20 protein-coding genes are annotated in these 16,406 nt (G+C 63.9%); 15 read left to right on the top strand and 5 right to left on the bottom strand.

The genetic code is table 11. The annotated features are described in order from the left end of the window. Window positions 1-6: 6 nt before the first annotated feature. Both kefC and kefF read right to left on the bottom strand, forming a co-directional pair. Complete coding sequence (gene kefC / locus AC1DHL_RS20960) at window positions 7-1,857, bottom strand: glutathione-regulated potassium-efflux system protein KefC (protein ID WP_478163231.1); 1,851 nt, start codon at window positions 1,855-1,857, stop codon at window positions 7-9. Window positions 1,858-1,859: 2 nt separating this feature from the next. Continuing rightward, window positions 1,860-2,498, bottom strand: coding sequence for a glutathione-regulated potassium-efflux system oxidoreductase KefF (gene kefF / locus AC1DHL_RS20965; protein ID WP_478097893.1), 639 nt, complete (start codon window positions 2,496-2,498; stop codon window positions 1,860-1,862). Window positions 2,499-2,565: 67 nt separating this feature from the next. Between kefF and AC1DHL_RS20970 the strand changes: the two genes are divergently transcribed. Next, window positions 2,566-3,186 (top strand): ParA family protein, encoded by a 621-nt coding sequence (locus tag AC1DHL_RS20970; RefSeq protein WP_478098143.1) that lies wholly within the window; start codon window positions 2,566-2,568, stop codon window positions 3,184-3,186. A gap of 81 nt (window positions 3,187-3,267) precedes the next feature. After that, window positions 3,268-3,726, top strand: a complete 459-nt coding sequence (locus AC1DHL_RS20975; protein WP_478097895.1) for a MaoC family dehydratase — start codon at window positions 3,268-3,270, stop codon at window positions 3,724-3,726. A 125-nt stretch (window positions 3,727-3,851) separates the two neighbouring features. On the opposite strand, the gene trmL is transcribed toward AC1DHL_RS20975, so the two are convergent. Both trmL and AC1DHL_RS20985 read right to left on the bottom strand, forming a co-directional pair. Next, entirely contained in the window at window positions 3,852-4,313 is a 462-nt protein-coding gene (gene trmL, locus AC1DHL_RS20980) for a tRNA (uridine(34)/cytosine(34)/5-carboxymethylaminomethyluridine(34)-2'-O)-methyltransferase TrmL (RefSeq protein WP_478163232.1), read from the bottom strand. Window positions 4,314-4,334: 21 nt separating this feature from the next. Then, entirely contained in the window at window positions 4,335-5,051 is a 717-nt protein-coding gene (locus AC1DHL_RS20985) for a ComF family protein (RefSeq protein ID WP_478163233.1), read from the bottom strand. A 22-nt stretch (window positions 5,052-5,073) separates the two neighbouring features. Here AC1DHL_RS20985 and AC1DHL_RS20990 point away from each other — a divergent pair, with 22 nt between their 5' ends. The 8 genes from AC1DHL_RS20990 (at window position 5,074) to AC1DHL_RS21025 (ending at window position 11,406) form a co-directional block, all read left to right on the top strand. Continuing rightward, window positions 5,074-5,988 (top strand): methyltransferase domain-containing protein, encoded by a 915-nt coding sequence (locus tag AC1DHL_RS20990; RefSeq protein WP_478163234.1) that lies wholly within the window; start codon window positions 5,074-5,076, stop codon window positions 5,986-5,988. Window positions 5,989-6,110: 122 nt separating this feature from the next. After that, window positions 6,111-6,587 (top strand): DUF2244 domain-containing protein, encoded by a 477-nt coding sequence (locus AC1DHL_RS20995; protein WP_286567805.1) that lies wholly within the window; start codon window positions 6,111-6,113, stop codon window positions 6,585-6,587. 68 nt (window positions 6,588-6,655) lie between these two features. Then, entirely contained in the window at window positions 6,656-7,834 is a 1,179-nt protein-coding gene (gene coxB, locus AC1DHL_RS21000) for a cytochrome c oxidase subunit II (protein ID WP_478097903.1), read from the top strand. Between the two features lie 41 nt (window positions 7,835-7,875). Next, entirely contained in the window at window positions 7,876-9,507 is a 1,632-nt protein-coding gene (ctaD, locus tag AC1DHL_RS21005) for a cytochrome c oxidase subunit I (RefSeq protein ID WP_478097905.1), read from the top strand. Window positions 9,508-9,520: 13 nt separating this feature from the next. Continuing rightward, a complete protein-coding gene (locus tag AC1DHL_RS21010) occupies window positions 9,521-9,631 on the top strand; it encodes a cytochrome oxidase small assembly protein (RefSeq protein WP_478097907.1) in 111 nt (36 codons plus the stop codon). 8 nt (window positions 9,632-9,639) lie between these two features. Further along, the gene (locus AC1DHL_RS21015) at window positions 9,640-10,269 is read left to right on the top strand and encodes a cytochrome c oxidase assembly protein (RefSeq protein ID WP_478097909.1); all 630 of its coding nucleotides are present in this window, start codon (window positions 9,640-9,642) and stop codon (window positions 10,267-10,269) included. Further along, window positions 10,266-10,475 (top strand): DUF2970 domain-containing protein, encoded by a 210-nt coding sequence (locus AC1DHL_RS21020; RefSeq protein ID WP_478097911.1) that lies wholly within the window; start codon window positions 10,266-10,268, stop codon window positions 10,473-10,475. The genes AC1DHL_RS21015 and AC1DHL_RS21020 overlap by 4 nt, the downstream gene beginning before the upstream one ends. A 49-nt stretch (window positions 10,476-10,524) precedes the next feature. Next, entirely contained in the window at window positions 10,525-11,406 is an 882-nt protein-coding gene (locus tag AC1DHL_RS21025; protein ID WP_478097913.1) for a cytochrome c oxidase subunit 3, read from the top strand. A gap of 71 nt (window positions 11,407-11,477) precedes the next feature. On the opposite strand, the gene AC1DHL_RS21030 is transcribed toward AC1DHL_RS21025, so the two are convergent. Next, complete coding sequence (locus AC1DHL_RS21030) at window positions 11,478-11,699, bottom strand: twin transmembrane helix small protein (RefSeq protein ID WP_478097914.1); 222 nt, start codon at window positions 11,697-11,699, stop codon at window positions 11,478-11,480. A gap of 51 nt (window positions 11,700-11,750) precedes the next feature. Here AC1DHL_RS21030 and AC1DHL_RS21035 point away from each other — a divergent pair, with 51 nt between their 5' ends. The 5 genes from AC1DHL_RS21035 (at window position 11,751) to AC1DHL_RS21055 (ending at window position 15,982) form a co-directional block, all read left to right on the top strand. Continuing rightward, window positions 11,751-12,530: an SURF1 family protein gene (locus tag AC1DHL_RS21035; RefSeq protein WP_478163235.1), complete on the top strand. Its 780-nt coding sequence runs from the start codon at window positions 11,751-11,753 to the stop codon at window positions 12,528-12,530. Beyond that, window positions 12,472-13,197 carry an SCO family protein gene (locus AC1DHL_RS21040; protein WP_478163236.1) on the top strand — a complete coding sequence of 242 codons (726 nt, stop codon included), beginning with the start codon at window positions 12,472-12,474 and terminating at the stop codon, window positions 13,195-13,197. The genes AC1DHL_RS21035 and AC1DHL_RS21040 overlap by 59 nt, the downstream gene beginning before the upstream one ends. Before the next feature lie 7 nt (window positions 13,198-13,204). After that, a complete protein-coding gene (locus AC1DHL_RS21045) occupies window positions 13,205-14,389 on the top strand; it encodes a COX15/CtaA family protein (protein WP_478163237.1) in 1,185 nt (394 codons plus the stop codon). A gap of 61 nt (window positions 14,390-14,450) precedes the next feature. Next, entirely contained in the window at window positions 14,451-15,356 is a 906-nt protein-coding gene (cyoE, locus tag AC1DHL_RS21050) for a heme o synthase (protein WP_478097920.1), read from the top strand. After that, a complete protein-coding gene (locus tag AC1DHL_RS21055; RefSeq protein ID WP_478097921.1) occupies window positions 15,353-15,982 on the top strand; it encodes an SCO family protein in 630 nt (209 codons plus the stop codon). The genes cyoE and AC1DHL_RS21055 overlap by 4 nt, the downstream gene beginning before the upstream one ends. Window positions 15,983-16,406: the final 424 nt, after the last annotated feature.

A 16,406-nucleotide genomic window follows, 5' to 3' on the forward strand; every position in this document is an offset into this window, starting at 1 on the left:
GCCGGCCTAGGGAGTCCGCTCCTGCTCCTGCTCGGCCTGATCCCAATCAACATGGGTGCGCTGGCGGCGCTCCTCGCGCTCGCGCGCGATTTGCTCCTGGAACTGCTGGCGCCCTTCCTTCTGGGCCGCGATCAGTTTGGCGCGGTCCTTGTAGTGGGGGTAGACCTCGTGCATGAGCTGGATGTTGCGAAGCCTGAAGCGCATCGCGGTTTCGCGTGCCTCGTGCGCGGGCCAGCCCAGGCCTTCGAGCACCGAACGGGCGCTGCGCAGCGACGACTCGAAGACTTCCCGTTCGATGTGCTCGACCTTCCGGTCGAGCAACTGGTACACATGCGCCACATTCCGCGCCCGTGCGACGATTTTCGCGTTCGGGAAATTCTCCCGGACGAGGTCGGCGATCTTCAGGGACTGCTCCATGTCGTCGACCGCGACCACCACCACCTTGGCCGTGCCCGCGCCAGCAGTGCGCAGCAAATCGAGTCGCGTCGCATCGCCGTAGAAGACGCGGAAGCCGAATTCGCGCAGGCTCTCGATGGTGTCGGGGTCGTGGTCGAGCACGGTGATCTTCATGCCCTGCGCACTCAGCAAGCGCCCGATGATCTGCCCGTAGCGGCCGAAGCCGCAGATGACCACCTTGGCGTCCTGCTGCTCGGAGATTTCCTCCAGCGTGGTTGGCGCATGGCCGCTATAGCGTGCCATCACCCATTTGTCGATCGCCACCAGCAACAAGGGTGAAATCAGCATCGAAAGTGCCACCGCGCCGATCAGGAAAGACGCCACGCCGCGCGGCAGCACGTCCGGGCCAGCCGCCTGAAACACCACGAAGGCGAACTCGCCGCCCTGCGCAAGCAGCAGCGAGAACACAGGCCGTTGCTGATAGGGGACGTGCATCAGCTTCGCCAGCCCGTAGATCACGCCGAACTTCAGCAGCATGAAGCCGCTCACCACCACCGCCATCAACAGGGGGTGGGTGAGCAAGACGCCGAAGTCGATGCTCATCCCGACCGCGATGAAGAAGAGGCCGAGCAGGAGGCCCTTGAAGGGTTCGATGTCGGTTTCGAGTTCGCGCCGGTATTCGCTTTCCGCGAGCAGCACGCCCGCAAGGAAGGCACCGAGCGCCATCGACAGGCCGATGAACTGCATCAGCGCCGCGATCGCGACCACCAGCAACAGCGAGGCCGCGGTGAAGATTTCGGGCGTCTTGCTGCGCGCGATCCACCGCAGCACAGGCCGAAGGGCGAGGCGGCCACCCACCACGATGCCGCCGATGACGCCGATGATCTTCAGCCCCTCCAGCGCCCGGTCGAAGCCGGTGGCCCCGGATCCGGCGTCAGGGCTGACCGCCAGCAGCGGCAACAGCGCCAGGATCGGGATGGCCGCCACATCCTGGAACAGCAGGATCGAGAAGCCGGCCTGCCCGCTCGGCGTCAGCATCAGGTTGCGCTCGCCGAGCACCTGCAGCGCGATCGCCGTCGACGAAAGCGCGAGGCCGAGCGCTGCCACCAGCGCAATGCGCCAGTTGGCGCCGGCCAGGGCGCCGACCACGAACAGCACGGCCGCGCAGGCCAGTACCTGTGCCGAGCCCCAGCCGAAGATCGGCCCGCGCAGGCTCCACAGGCGCTTGGGCTCCAGTTCGAGGCCGACCAGGAACAGCATCAGCACCACGCCGAATTCCGCGAAGTGCAGGATGTCCTCGACGTTGGTCACCAGCCCCAGCCCCCACGGGCCAATGGCGATGCCTGCGGCAAGGTAACCAATGATCGAACCCAGTCCGAGGGCCTTCGACAGCGGCACCACCAGCACCGCGGCACTGAGATAGATCAGGGAGTTGACGAGCCAGGCCGGCATGTGTTCCATCGTCAGGCCTCTTCGTGGCCGACCGGCCTGTCGATTTCGGGCACCGCGCAACTCTCGCAAGAGGCGAGGTCGTCCATCTCCGGCCAGTTCGGATAGGTGCGGAGTCGATCCTTGAAGACGTCCACGTGCGCAGCCACCTCGGACGAATGGGCGCTGCGGGCGCCGTGAAACAGCAGCGGCGGCAGGAAGCGCATGCCGCATAGCGCTGCGGTCTGCTCGTACGGCGGCAGGAAGGCGTCGAAGAAATAGCGGTTGTAGCTTTGCGGGTGATAGCTCTTTTCAGGGCCGCCGGTGGTCGCGACCAACCATAAGTCCTTGCCTTCCAGCTTGCTGCCGCCCTTGCCGTAGGCCCAGCCGTAGCTGAACACGTCATCAATCCAGAGCTTCTGCAGCGCCGGCATCGAATACCACTGGATGGGGTGCAGCAATACCAGCACATCGGCGCGCGCCAGCCGAGCCTGCTCGGTCTTCACGTCGATCGCATAGTCGGGGTAGCTGTTGTAGAGGTCGTTGACCTCGACGCCGGGTACCTCTCGTGCCGCCTTCAGCAACTGGAGGTTGATGCGGGAATCGCGCCAGCGCGGGTGCGCGGCAATCAGGTAGATGCGGGGGGCGCTTTCCGTGCTTGTTGTTGTCGGCATGCCGCGAACATATCGCACTCCGTGGGCGGCTACCATGGCGCCTGTCTTCAGCCTCGAGGAGCCTCAGATGCCGGTGGTCCTGGTCGCCAATCCCAAGGGCGGGGTGGGTAAATCCACGCTCGCAACGAACATTGCGGGCTATTTCGCCAGCGCTGGCCATCCGGTGATGCTGGGTGATACCGATCGCCAGCAGTCCTCGAAACTCTGGCTCGGCCTGCGCCCGCCGCAGGCGCGCGAGATCAGGACCTGGGAGGCGACCGAGGACGGCGAGGTCGTTCGCCCGCCGCGCGGCACCACGCACGCCGTCATCGACACGCCGGCCGGCCTGCACGGTTCGCGCTTCAAGGACGTCGTGGCGCTGGCCGACAAGGTGCTGGTGCCGCTGCAGCCCAGCATCTTCGACATCTACGCGACCCGCGATTTCCTGGACCGTCTGCTGTCGCACCGCCGCGTCGAAAAAACGCATGTGGCGCTGGTCGGTATGCGAGTGGACGCGCGCACGCTGGCGGCCGATCGGCTGCGCGAATTCGTCGCCGGACTCGATGTGACCGTGCTCGGCGAGCTTCGGGATACCCAGAACTACGTGCAACTCGCGGCCCGCGGGCTGACGCTGTTCGACATCGCACCGGGTCGCGTGCAGCGCGATCTGGAGCAATGGGTGCCGATCTGCCGCTGGCTGGACGCCTGAGCCCTCGCTCGTGGTTTTCCCTGAATGCGCATGTCGCAGCGTGGACAGGTACAGCCGGATCGGACCGCTAAAGTGAACCGCATGAAAAAGACCTTCCAGACCCTCGAAGATCTCGCCGCATGCGTCGGCCAGGAAGTCGCCGTGAGCGACTGGATCACCATCACCCAGGAGCAGGTCAACCTGTTCGCCGAGGCCACGGGGGACCACCAGTGGATTCACGTGGATGTCGAGCGGGCCAAGGCCGGACCATTCGGCGGCCCCATCGCCCACGGCTTCCTGACCCTGTCGCTGCTGCCGCGCATCTACGAGACCGCCTTCAGCGTGATCGAGTCGCGCATGGGGGTCAACTACGGGCTAAACCGGGTTCGATTCATGTCGCCAGTGCCCGTGGGCGGCCGCGTACGTGGTCGCATGAAGCTCCTGACGTCGGAGCCGATTGCCAACGATGGTTTGCAGATGACGTGGGAAACCACCATCGAACTCGAAGGCTCTCCAAAGCCGGCCTGCGTGGCTGAGTCGGTCGTCCGCAGGTATAAGTAGCTCGCCCCCAGGTTGGCTCACTTCGTGTAGCCGCCCACCCCCTACCGGGGGCACCACCGGCGGCCCGGCAAAGCCGGTTCCGCGGTGGTTGCCGAAGGGGAGCGGGCTGCGCCGCTCCTCTCTCTCTATTTGAAGTTGTTTTGGCGCCAGGCCTCGAAGACGGTGACTGCGACTGCGTTTGAGAGGTTGAGGCTGCGTTGGCCTTCGCGCATTGGGAGTCGCAAGCGTTGCAGTTCGGGGAACTGCTCGCGTAGCGCTGGCGCCAGGCCGCGCGTTTCCGAGCCGAAGACGAGCCAGTCACCGGGGCGGAAGGCGACGTCGTGAACTTGCCGCGTTCCGCGCGTCGTGAGAGCGAATATCCGGTCTGACGGGGGGCGTTCGACGTCGAGCAGTGCCTCCCAACCCGGGTGTCTCCGGACCTCGGCATATTCGTGATAGTCCAGGCCGGCGCGGCGCAGCAACTTGTCGTCCATCGAGAAGCCGAGCGGTTCGACGAGATGCAGGGTGCAGCCCGTGTTGGCCGCCAGCCGGATCACGTTGCCGGTATTTGGCGGAATTTCGGGCTCGACGAGGACGATGTGAAACATGGTGGGATTGTCCGCGGCGTTTCAGGCCGGCACCTCCGTGCGCGCGAACACGACCGCGGTGATGTGGGATGCCCCGCCCGAGCGCAGGACCTGGGCTGCGGCGAAGAGGGAGGCACCGGTGGTCATCACGTCGTCGACCAGCACGACGCGCCGGTTGCGAACGGCCGTCGGTCTGAGCGGCTCCAGGGCGAATGCGCCGCGCAAGTTGATCAGTCGCTCCGCGCGGGTCAGGCCGCTTTGGGCAGGTGTTTCGCGCGTTCGAAGGAGAAGGTTGGGGTCGGTGGTCTGCGGTGCCAATCGCCGTGCGAGTTCATGGGCCTGATTGAAGCCCCTCTCGCGCAGACGGGCGGGCGCCAAGGGCATCGGCAGTACGAGATCGGCACCTTCGAGCGCCGGCTCGACCCAGGGCGCGCTTCGCAGCAATGTTGCCAGCGGTTCTGCCAACCCGGCCTCGCCGCGAAACTTGAATTCTGCAATGCACGCCGGCCAGGGCCACGCATAGGCACAGGCCACAAGGCAGGCATCGAGCGAAGGCGGATTGCGCAGGCAGTCGCCACACCGGTCGACGCCTGGCGGTACCGACAAGGCGCAAGTTGCGCAGCGCTGCGTGGGCGGAGCGAAGCGAGCCACGCACGCGTCGCACACGGGGCGGGCGGGCCATGTGCGACACACGAAGCACTGGCTCGGCAGGCGCGCCGCGATCGATGAGAAAGCCCTTTCGGTCCAGCTTTTGAACATCCCTCAATATACTGAGTGGCCCATGCTTCCCGACTCTCCCCAGCGACCGCCGACCATCGATGCCACGGCGGCCGCCCGCTGGAGCCGCCTCGCGGAGCCAGCCGGTTCTCCTTGGCTGCATGAGGAAATCGGTCGACGGATGGAAGATCGGCTCCAGTGGATCAAGGCAACTCCGCGCCGATGGGCCGACTGGTCGCCACTTCGGGGAGGGCTGGAGGCTCACGCGTTGGTCGCCCGCCGCTATCGGGACGCCGTGCCTTATGTCATCGAAACCGAGCCATCGCTCGTCGGACCGACCGGCAAGGCGCTCGCCGCGCCCTGGTGGACCGCACGTCGCTGGCAGGTAGCGCAGCCGACCTTCGACGCGCCTCCCGAAGACGGCGTGGACTTGTTATGGGCCAACATGGCCCTGCACATGGCCGCCGATCCGGGCGCATTGATCAATCAGTGGCATCGACTGGTCGCGACCGACGGCTTCCTGATGTTCTCGTGCTTTGGCCCCGACACGTTGTTCGAACTGCGTGCACTTCACCAGCGCCTGGGGTGGCCGCCCGCGAGCCACGAGTTCGCCGACATGCACGATTGGGGCGACATGCTCGTCGGCGCCGGTTTTGCCGAGCCTGTGATGGACATGGAGCGAATCGTCCTGACCTGGCCCAATGCCGACGCGGCCCTCACCGAACTCCGCACTCTCGGCCGAAACCTCCATCCAGGGCGATTTGCGGCGTTACGAGGCAAAGCCTGGCGCCAGGCATTCGGCCGCGCACTACCGGAGTTGGCGCCGTCGGCAGATGGGGGAGGGCGCATCGCACTGACCTTCGAAATCATCTACGGCCATGCGTTCAAACCGGCGCCGCGGGTCGCCTTGTCGGCGGAAAGCGCCGTTTCCCTCCGCGAGATGCGCTCGATGCTTCAGCGCGGTCGCCCAGGCGCATGAGAGCGCGCTGGTTCACCCGCTACAATCCGGCGCTGCGTGAACTCCCGGGTATTGTCCCGTGATCGAGGCCTGTCGAACATGGGTTTGACAGCGATCGACGCACCGATTTGCTGAACTCGCCCGTGTCGAATTCCGTGTTTCGTTTTGCCACTGTTTCAGGCCAAAGCATCCATTGGTTCCTGAAGCGCAATTGCTCGGTCACGCCGAGCCAGCTTGGCTGGCTCTACGCGTCGCTCTGCGTGGTATCACTTGGCATCGGAACCGTTTTCTGGCTGAACGGCGCACGGCTCGTGTTGCCGTTTGCCTGGCTCGAACTTGCCGCGGTGGGTTTCGCGTTCGTCCTCTATGCGCGGCATGCGACCGACGGCGAAAAGATCGCCCTGCAGGGCGGCCGGTTGGTGGTCGAGCTCGAAAACGGTGGGCACTACGAGCGTACGGAATTCTTGCCGCACCAGGTGCGGGTCGAGCCACAGGACAGCGACCGGTCGCTGATCGAGGTCTCGGGTCAGGGTCGTTCGGTCAGGGTGGGGCGGTATGTGCGCCCGGAGTTGCGCGCGGCGTTGGCGCGCGAAATTCGCATGGCATTGCGCAGTGCCTGAGGAAGGCATGTGCAGTGTTTCACCGTGGGGACCGGTGGGGTTAACTGGAAAATGAAAAAGTGAACACGATGAAGAGCATTTGGCGCAACAAGATCTGGCCGGCGAATTTGCTGCTGGCGGCCGGCGCGGCTTTCAGCGGCGCGGCGCATGCAGTCAATGACCTGCCCGGCGGACCGTCCGTGCGTCAGCTGAATCTCCCGGTGGGTGTCACCAAGATTTCGCAAGAACAGCATTTCCTGCACACGGTGATGATGATCTTGTGCACCGTGATCTTCGTGGCGGTGTTCGCTGTCATGTTCTATTCCATCTGGAAGCACCGCAAGTCGGTCGGCCACAAGGCGGCCAACTTCCATGAGTCCGTGGTGGTCGAAGTCATCTGGACCATCGTTCCCTTCGTCATCGTCATCCTGATGGCACTGCCGGCGACCCGCGTGCTCGTCGCCCAGAAGGACACCACCAACTCCGACCTCACCATCAAGGTCACCGGCTACCAGTGGAAGTGGGGTTACGACTACCTCAAGGGCGAAGGCGAGGGCCTGTCGTTCATTTCCACCCTCGACGCCTCGCACCGCGCCATGTCCGATGCAGGCGCCCACGGCGACATCCCCGACAACTACCTTCTCAAGGTCGACAACCCCCTCGTCGTCCCGGTCGACACCAAAATCCGCATCATCACCACCGCGAATGACGTGATCCACGCCTTTGCGGTGCCGCAGTTCGGCGTCAAGCAGGATGCAATCCCGGGCTTCGTCCGCGACACCTGGTTCCGCGCCGAAAAGGTGGGTGACTATTACGGCCAATGCCAGGAGCTCTGCGGCAAGGAACACGCTTTCATGCCCATCCACGTCAAGGTGATGGCGGCTGCCGACTACACCGCCTGGGTGGACGGCAAGCGCAAGGAAGCCGCCGCCAAGCAGGACGACCCGGGCAAGGTCTGGACGCTGCCTGAAATCCTGGCGCGTGGCGAAAAGGTCTACGCGGCCAACTGCGCGGCCTGTCACCAGGCCAATGGCAAGGGTGCGGGGCCGGTCAAGCCGCTCGACGGCTCGGCAACCGTGCTCAATGCGGACCACAAGCTGCAACTCCACGTGGTGCTCAACGGCCAGAACAATGGCGCGATGCCCTCATGGAAACAACTCAGCGACACTGACATCGCTGCCGTGGTGACCTTCACGAAGAACAGCTGGTCGAACAAGACGGGCCAACTGGTGCAGCCGGCTGAAGTGCTGGCCGAGCGCGGCAAGTAAGCCGCAGGCTCCACGACGAAGAGTTAGCAAGGAATACCAAGATGAGCGCAGTCCTCGACCCCCACGCCCACGGCCACGGCGACCATGCCCACGACGATCACAACCACGCGCCGAGCGGTTGGCGCCGCTGGGTGTTTGCGACCAACCACAAGGACATCGGCACGCTGTACCTGTTGTTCTCCTTCACGATGCTGATGGTCGGCGGCGTGCTGGCCCTGATGATTCGCGCCGAGCTGTTCAAGCCTGGCCTGCAACTGGTCAACCCCGAGCTGTTCAATCAGTTCACGACCATGCACGGCCTGATCATGGTGTTCGGCGCGATCATGCCGGCTTTCGTGGGCTTCGCGAACTGGATGATCCCGCTGCAGATCGGCGCATCCGACATGGCGTTCGCGCGCATGAACAACTTCAGCTTCTGGTTGCTGATCCCGGCGGCGCTGATGCTGGTGGGCTCATTCTTCATGCCCGGCGGCGCACCCGCAGCGGGCTGGACGCTCTATGCGCCGCTCACTCTGCAGATGGGTCCTTCGATGGACGCCGGCATCTTCGCGATGCACATCATGGGCGCTTCGTCGATCATGGGCTCGATCAACATCATCGTGACCATCCTCAACATGCGTGCCCCCGGCATGACGCTGATGAAGATGCCGATGTTCTGCTGGACCTGGCTCATTACCGCCTACCTGCTGATCGCCGTGATGCCCGTGCTCGCCGGCGCCATCACCATGACGCTGACCGACCGCCATTTCGGCACCAGCTTTTTCAACCCCGCCGGTGGCGGCGACCCGGTGATGTACCAGCACATCTTCTGGTTCTTCGGCCACCCCGAGGTCTACATCATGATCTTGCCGGCCTTCGGCATCGTCAGCCAGATCGTTCCGACCTTCTCGCGCAAGAAGCTCTTCGGCTATGCCTCCATGGTGTATGCCACGTCGTCGATCGCCATCCTGTCGTTCATCGTGTGGGCACACCACATGTTCACGACCGGCATGCCGCTCACCGGCCAGCTGTTCTTCATGTACGCGACCATGCTGATCGCCGTGCCGACGGCCGTGAAGATCTTCAACTGGATCGCAACGATGTGGCAGGGCTCGATGACCTTCGAGACGCCGATGTTGTTCGCCGTGGGCTTTATCTTCGTGTTCACGATGGGCGGCTTCACCGGCCTGATCCTCGCGGTTGCGCCGATCGATACGCAGTTGCAGGACACCTATTACGTGGTGGCCCACTTCCACTATGTGCTGGTGGCTGGTTCGCTGTACGCGATGTTCGCCGGCTACTACTACTGGTCGCCGAAATGGACAGGCGTGATGTACAACGAAACGCGCGGCAAGGTTCACTTCTGGTGGTCGCTGATCTCTTTCAACGTCGCCTTCTTCCCAATGCACTTCCTGGGTTTGGCCGGCATGCCGCGTCGCTACGCCGACTATCCGATGCAGTTCGCCGACTTCAACGCCGTGGCCAGCGTCGGCGCATTCGCCTTCGGATTCGCGCAGGTCTATTTCTTCGTCTTCATCGTGCTGCCCACCATGCTCGGCAAGGGTGAGAAGGCGCCGCAGAAGCCATGGGAAGCTGCCGAAGGACTGGAATGGGAAGTGCCTTCGCCCGCACCGTTCCACACCTTCGAAAACCCGCCCAAGCTGGACGCGACTGCCACCAAGGTGATCGGCTGAAATGCCGCGCGTCATGACACCTGAACAAAAGAGGAGCAACCGCCGCATGGGGCTCACGCTGGCCTCCATCGCGCTGCTGTTCTTCATCGGTTTCATCATCCGCATGGCCTGGATCGGCCACTAGGCGGGACGATGGCCATCGGTCAACGCATCCGTCGCGAAAACGTCCGAATGGTCGGCAAGCTGGCCGTCGTGGCGGCCGGCATGTTCGGCTTCGGCTATGCGCTGGTACCGGTCTATCGGGCCATCTGCGAGATGACCGGCATCAATATCCTGGCGCTCTCGGAGCTCGAAGTCCCCGGCGGGGCGTCGGGCGGCAAGAGCGTCCGTGTGCCTGACAACACGCAGGTGGACATGAGTCGCACGATCACCGTGGAGTTCGATGCGAACGTTCGCGGTCTGTGGGACTTCAAGCCCGCGCAGAACTCGATGCAAGTGCATCCCGGCGAGCTCCACACCGTGATGTACGAGTTCCAGAACGTACAGAATCGCCGGATGTCCGCGCAGGCCATCCCGAGCTACGCGCCCCAGCAGGCGGCACCGTACTTCAACAAGCTGCAATGCTTCTGCTTCAACCAGTACACGCTGGATCCGGGCGAGAAGAAGGAGTGGCCTGTCGCGTTTGTGATCGACCCCAAGATCTCCAAGGACGTCAAGACGATCACGCTGTCGTACACCTTCTTCGAGGTCGGCGGCAAGACGCCGGCAGCGCCTGTCGCTGCCAACGCCGCCGCCGGACCGACGACGGAGCCACGCTCATGACCGCACCCGCTGCACCGCGCAAGGGATCGCTGTGGCGAACGATCAGGGCTGTTGGCTGGTCGTTTTTCGGCGTGCGCAAGAACAGCGGGTTTCAGGATGACGTCACGAAGCTCAACCCATTGCACATCATTGTGGTTGCGCTCGTTGCCGTGGCCCTTTTTGTCTGCGCCCTGATCCTGTTCGTGCGCTGGGTCGCCGCATCCTGAAGAAAACACCCACAGAATCTGAACCGAGAGAAGAAAGCCAGGACCTGATATGAGTTCAACCACGCAAGGCACCACGCCCTACTACTTCGTGCCCGGGCCCTCTGCCTACCCGGTCATGGCCGCGACGGGCCTGCTCTTCGTCATTCTGGGAGCAGCCCAGTGGATCAACGGTCATCAATGGGGCGCGTGGTCGCTCTTGTTGGGCATGATCACATGGCTCGGCACGCTGTTCGTGTGGTTCCGGACGGCGATTGGCGAGAGCGAGAGCGGCAAGTATGGCTACAAGGTCGACCTCTCCTTCCGCTGGAGCATGAGCTGGTTCATCTTCTCGGAGGTGATGTTCTTCGGCGCCTTCTTCACCGCGCTATGGTGGGCGCGCACCCATGCGCTGCCTGCGCTTGGCAGCCTCGACAACGCCATCCTGTGGCCGGACTTCAAGGCGGTATGGCCGACCGTGGCCGCCGGTGTGACCGGATCGCCGGCCGACATTGTCGAACCGTTCCAGACGGTCGGGCCGTTCTGGCTGCCGACCATCAATACGGCATTGCTGCTGAGTTCCGGCGTAACGCTCACGATTGCCCACCACGCCCTGCGTGCCGGTCATCGCGCGCAAACCGTCCGGTTCATGTGGCTGACCGTGTTGCTCGGACTGACCTTCCTGTGCGTTCAGGGCTACGAGTATCATCATCTGTACACCGAGCTGAACCTCAAGCTCAGCTCTGGCACGTACGGCTCGACCTTCTTCATGCTGACCGGCTTCCACGGGCTGCACGTGTTCATCGGCATGCTGATGCTGCTGTTCATCACGCTGCGCATTCGTGCGGGGCACTTCACACCTGAGCGCCACTTCGGTTTCGAGGGCGCAGCCTGGTACTGGCACTTCGTCGACGTTGTGTGGCTCGGCCTGTACATCACGGTCTACTGGCTTTGAATACGAACGACGGCACAAGAAAAAAGCGCCGCAAGGCGCTTTTTTCATGGTTCTACGAAAACGAGCAGCAGCTACTTGCCGACCGGAAGGCCCCCTGGCTGGATGTAGCCCAGTTTCCAGGCCACCAGGATGCAAAGGAACAAAACAACCGACAGCGCAATCCGAACGGTCAGCGCGCGCGCCATGCCACCACTTTTGGCGCGGCCATTGCGCCCGTCCCTCAGCATGAAGAACAGCGCGAATCCGAGGCTCGCCAAGATGCCCGCAAAGGCGAGGGCGACAAAGTATTTCATGACCCACATTATCGGCCGCAGAGGCCGCCTCATGGTTTGAACACAGATATCTTGGCCGTCGGACGTCGCACGCGTGGCGGCCGCTTCTGGCTGATCACCGCCATCGCCGTGATCACCATTGCCGGCACCGTTTCGCTGGGCCGTTGGCAGCTCTCGCGCGCTGCGCAAAAAGAGGCCATCCAGGCGGAAATCGATACGCAAAAGGGCCTTCCGCCGCTTGATCAACAAGCCTTTCTTGCACTGGAAAGCGCTTCGTCCACGCTCCATCGCCCAGTCCGCTTGCGGGGGCTCTGGCTGACACCGCACACCGTCTATCTCGACAATCGGCAGATGCATGGTGTGCCCGGCTTTTACGTGCTGACGCCGTTTGCGATCGAGGGCACCAATCAGACGGTCATGATCCAACGTGGCTGGATCCAGCGCAATTTCACCGACAGGACCCACTTGGAGCCGGTCGAGACGCCCCCCGGGCTGGTCGAAGTGACGGGAAGAATTGCCCCACCGCCGTCGCGTTTGCTGGACTTGGGCAAGGCCGAACAAGGGACGTCAACGCCTGGTGCCGCGGGGTCTTCGCCCATCCGGCAGAATCTCGACCTTGAAGCGTATCGGGCCGAGACCGGTCTACCTCTGCGGACCGATGTCTCGCTGCAGCAGACCGGTGAGACTTCCGAGGGTCTGCAGCGCGACTGGCCGGCTCCCGCACTCGGTGTTGAAAAACACTACGGCTATGCGTTCCAGTGGTTCGGGTTGTCGGCCCTCGTCGTATTTCTCTATGTCTGGTTCCAACTCATCGCCCCCTACCGCCGCGCACGTCTTGCAAGCCGCCGCTGACGAGCCGCTCGGCCTGACGGTCCATTCCATGCCGTCGCCGCGGCAGGCGCTTGCAGGAGCCGAAGGGCGCCGGACGGCGCTCGGCCGCTGGAAGATGATCATCGTCCTGCTGTGCTGCGCGGCGCCGGTGATTGCCTCTTACTTCACCTATTACGTCATTCGGCCGGAAGGCCGGAGCGTCTATGGCGAGTTGGCGGAGCCGCAGCGTCCGGTACCGAACATCGCGGGCACGTCGCCCGATGGTGCGAAGGTCATGCTCCCGGCACTCAAGGGCCAGTGGCTGCTGGTCGCTGTTGCCGATGCGGCATGCGACTCGCTCTGCGAGCAGCAGCTCTATCTGCAACGCCAGCTTCGCGAAAGTCTCGGCCGCGAAAAGGAACGCGTGGACCGCGTTTGGTTCGTCAGCGATGCGGCGCCGATCCCGGCGCGCCTCGAGGCGGCCTTGCGTGGGGCGACGGTTGTCCGCGTGCCGCCAGACCAGCTCGCGCAGTGGCTCGCGCCCAGCGCTGGCCACGCGCTGGCGGATCATCTCTACGTCGTCGACCCAATGGGCAACTGGATGATGCGTTTCCCCGCGCGCATGGATACCGCCGGTGCCGGCCGCGCCAAGCGCGATCTCGACAGGTTATTGCGCGCCTCCGCCTCCTGGGACGAGCCGGGGCGCTGAGTCAACCATGGATACGACCTCGCTCTACGACCTCACTCCCATCGCCTGGCTCATGGCGTTCGGTGTGCTGCTCGCTCTCGGGCCGCTGATCTGGGTTTGGCGGCGCAACGCCGGTGCGGGCCCGGCACGGCGACTGCACGCGCTGACCGTGCTCACGCTGTTCCTGACATTCGACCTCACCCTGTTTGGTGCCTTCACGCGTCTCACCGATTCCGGCCTCGGCTGTCCCGACTGGCCGGGCTGCTACGGAAACGCCAGCCCCGTCGGTGCTCGTCACGACATCGCGATGGCACAGGCAGCGCAACCGACGGGGCCGGTCACGCACAGCAAGGCATGGGTCGAGATGGTCCATCGGTATCTCGCCACTGGCGTCGGAGTCCTCATCCTTGCGCTGGCCATTGCGACCTGGGTCGCGCGGCGGCGCCAGCGCCTGTCCGGTCATGCCGGCGCTCGGCCTTTGAGCCCGTGGTGGCCCGCGGCCACGCTGGTGTGGGTTTGCCTGCAAGGCGCGTTCGGTGCCATGACCGTCACGTGGAAGCTCTTTCCCGCGATCGTCACGCTTCATCTGTTGGGTGCGGTCGTCCTGTTGGCGTTGCTTTGCATCCAGGCCGTGCGCTATCAGCAAGATGCAATGGAGCGCTTGCCCACACCGGTGCCCTCGTCCTTGCGTAACCTGCTGATCGCGACGACCGCACTGCTGGTCCTGCAGATTGCGCTCGGCGGTTGGGTCAGCACCAACTATGCAGTGCTGGCGTGTACTCAGTTCCCGACATGCCAGAACAGCTGGTGGCCACCCATGAATTTTGCGCAGGGCTTCCAGCTATGGCGCCATCTGGGCGAAACCGCTGATGGCGTTCCGATCGACTTTGCGGCGCTGACAGCGATCCACTATGCGCACCGCTTGATGGCCTACGTCGTCTTCATCGCCATTGCCGGGCTTGCCTGGTCTCTGCATCGCGTGAGGGCCCTGCGGCCGCAGGGCCGCTGGTTGGCGGGGCTCGCGCTGCTCCAGCTTGCGACTGGCTTGGGCAACGTGCTTCTCGGGTGGCCGCTCGTCGCGGCCGTCCTGCACACGGGCGGCGCCGCGGCACTTGCTGTTGTTCTGACCTGGACCTTGTGTGAAAGCCGGCGCGAACGCGTGCTGGCGCCCGCCGGCGCCGGTGCGCGCGGCGAACGAATGGAGGTCGCATGAGCGACGCGCCGGGCCGCCCCAAGCAAGCTCGCACCGCAGTGCGGAGCACGGAGGTTACTCGATGAGCGCACCGGCTTCCTTGCACGGTCCGACGACCGTCAGTGTGCTGCGCCAGTTCTACGCGCTGACCAAGCCCCGCGTCGTCCAGCTGATCGTCTTCTGTGCGCTGATCGGCATGGTGCTCGCGGTGCCGGGCGTCCCGGGCCTTGCTGAATTGCAGCAGGGTGCGCTGGCGTGCATTGGCATCTGGCTGGTCGCGGGCGCTGCGGCGGCATTCAACTGCCTGGTCGAAAAGGGTATCGACGCAAAGATGAAGCGAACCGCGTGGCGCCCGACGGCGCGAGGCGAACTGAGCGACCGGCAGGCGTTGCTCTTTTCGGCCGCACTGTGCGCCGCTGGCTCGGCGCTTCTATGGTTTGCCGTCAATCCGTTGACGATGTGGCTTACCTTTGCGACCTTTGTCGGCTATGCGGTGGTCTACACCGTGATCCTCAAGCCCCTGACGCCCCAGAATATCGTGATCGGCGGCGCTTCAGGCGCGATGCCGCCCGTGCTGGGATGGGCCGCGATGACCGGCGAAGTGAGCCCGGAGGCGCTGATCCTCTTCCTCATCATCTTCCTGTGGACGCCGCCGCACTTCTGGGCCCTGGCGCTCTATCGGGTCGAGGACTATCGCAAGGCGGGCCTGCCGATGTTGCCGGTGACGCACGGGAACGAATTCACGCGGCTGCAGGTCTTGCTCTACACCTTTATTCTTTTTGCGGCCTGCTTGATGCCCTTCATCTATGGCATGAGCGGCTGGCTCTATCTGGTGGTTGCCTTCGGCGTCAGCATCGGCTTCACCGGGCACGCCTTCGCACTGTGGCGAAACTACTCCGATGCGCTCGCGCGCAAGACCTTTCGCTTTTCGTTGATTCACCTGAGCGTGCTGTTCGCTGCGCTGCTCGTCGACCACTATCTCCGATGACCCAATCCATCAGCAAGCGTCAGGCTCTCGGCAGAATCGCCATGGTGGCGGCCACCTTTGGCGTTGCCGCCATCGCGGGCATCAACCTCACGGCCTGCACCGAAGCGAAGCCGACCTTCAATGCGGTCGATATCACCGGCGCGGACTTCGCCAAGGACTTCTCGCTGACCGACGCCAATGGACGCGTGCGAACGATGGCGGATTTCAAGGGCAAGGTGGTCGTGCTCTTCTTCGGCTATGCGCAGTGCCCGGATGTCTGCCCGACGACCATGACGGAAATGGCGCAGGTCAAACAGCAACTGGGCAGCGACGGCGACAAGCTGCAGGTGCTGTTCGTCACGGTGGACCCGGAGCGTGACACGCCGGACGTCATGAAGGCCTACATGGGGGCATTCGATCCCTCGTTCGTTGCGCTGATTCCGACGCCCGAGCAACTCCCGCCCCTCGCAAAGGACTACAAGGTCTACTACAAGAAGGTCGAAGGCAAGACGCCTACCAGCTATTCAATGGACCATTCGGCTGCCAGCTTCGTCTACGACCCGCAAGGTCGCCTGAGGCTTTATGCGCGCTATGGCGCGGGAGTTCCAGCGATGGTGTCTGACATCAAGGCACTGCTCAAGTCCTGAGTTCGGCGCCGTGGCCAGCGTCGATCATCTCAGGCAGCGCAAAGGCGCCTTTCGCATCGCCCTGATGCATCGCCTTGTTGGAGCCGCTGCGATCAGATCCCAGTCGGTACGTCCAGAACTCGGTCGCAAACTGGCTCAATGATGCAAGCCGGACGCAGCCCGCTTGGGCCGAGGAGACTTGCGCGCGCTGGCGTGCGGAAAGCGATGTTCCGGAGACGCACTACATCGTGCGCCGCGCCCTGCGGACGCTGTCGAAGCAGGCGCCCGAGTCAGCTTAGCCCGGAAATTTCACCAGTAGAGGGTCGGCAGCCTCGTGCCGGAGCGCGTTGACATTGGTATCTGACGCCAATTTCAACCGAGGACTGCCGATGCCAAAGTGTACCGATGGGACGATGGATTTGGGGCGCCTGGGGCGCCGCGTCAT

The sequence above is a fragment of the Variovorax sp. 10L426 genome (assembly GCF_056395305.1).

Coding starts and splice junctions, on each gene's coding strand:
- kefC (WP_478163231.1), bottom strand. CDS start 1,857: ATGGAACACATGCCGGCCTGGCTCGTCAACTCCCTGATCTATCTCAGT.
- kefF (WP_478097893.1), bottom strand. CDS start 2,498: ATGCCGACAACAACAAGCACGGAAAGCGCCCCCCGCATCTACCTGATT.
- AC1DHL_RS20970 (WP_478098143.1), top strand. CDS start 2,566: ATGCCGGTGGTCCTGGTCGCCAATCCCAAGGGCGGGGTGGGTAAATCC.
- AC1DHL_RS20975 (WP_478097895.1), top strand. CDS start 3,268: ATGAAAAAGACCTTCCAGACCCTCGAAGATCTCGCCGCATGCGTCGGC.
- trmL (WP_478163232.1), bottom strand. CDS start 4,313: ATGTTTCACATCGTCCTCGTCGAGCCCGAAATTCCGCCAAATACCGGC.
- AC1DHL_RS20985 (WP_478163233.1), bottom strand. CDS start 5,051: ATGTTCAAAAGCTGGACCGAAAGGGCTTTCTCATCGATCGCGGCGCGC.
- AC1DHL_RS20990 (WP_478163234.1), top strand. CDS start 5,074: ATGCTTCCCGACTCTCCCCAGCGACCGCCGACCATCGATGCCACGGCG.
- coxB (WP_478097903.1), top strand. CDS start 6,656: ATGAAGAGCATTTGGCGCAACAAGATCTGGCCGGCGAATTTGCTGCTG.
- ctaD (WP_478097905.1), top strand. CDS start 7,876: ATGAGCGCAGTCCTCGACCCCCACGCCCACGGCCACGGCGACCATGCC.
- AC1DHL_RS21010 (WP_478097907.1), top strand. CDS start 9,521: ATGACACCTGAACAAAAGAGGAGCAACCGCCGCATGGGGCTCACGCTG.
- AC1DHL_RS21015 (WP_478097909.1), top strand. CDS start 9,640: ATGGCCATCGGTCAACGCATCCGTCGCGAAAACGTCCGAATGGTCGGC.
- AC1DHL_RS21020 (WP_478097911.1), top strand. CDS start 10,266: ATGACCGCACCCGCTGCACCGCGCAAGGGATCGCTGTGGCGAACGATC.
- AC1DHL_RS21025 (WP_478097913.1), top strand. CDS start 10,525: ATGAGTTCAACCACGCAAGGCACCACGCCCTACTACTTCGTGCCCGGG.
- AC1DHL_RS21030 (WP_478097914.1), bottom strand. CDS start 11,699: ATGAAATACTTTGTCGCCCTCGCCTTTGCGGGCATCTTGGCGAGCCTC.
- AC1DHL_RS21040 (WP_478163236.1), top strand. CDS start 12,472: ATGTCTGGTTCCAACTCATCGCCCCCTACCGCCGCGCACGTCTTGCAA.
- AC1DHL_RS21045 (WP_478163237.1), top strand. CDS start 13,205: ATGGATACGACCTCGCTCTACGACCTCACTCCCATCGCCTGGCTCATG.
- cyoE (WP_478097920.1), top strand. CDS start 14,451: ATGAGCGCACCGGCTTCCTTGCACGGTCCGACGACCGTCAGTGTGCTG.
- AC1DHL_RS21055 (WP_478097921.1), top strand. CDS start 15,353: ATGACCCAATCCATCAGCAAGCGTCAGGCTCTCGGCAGAATCGCCATG.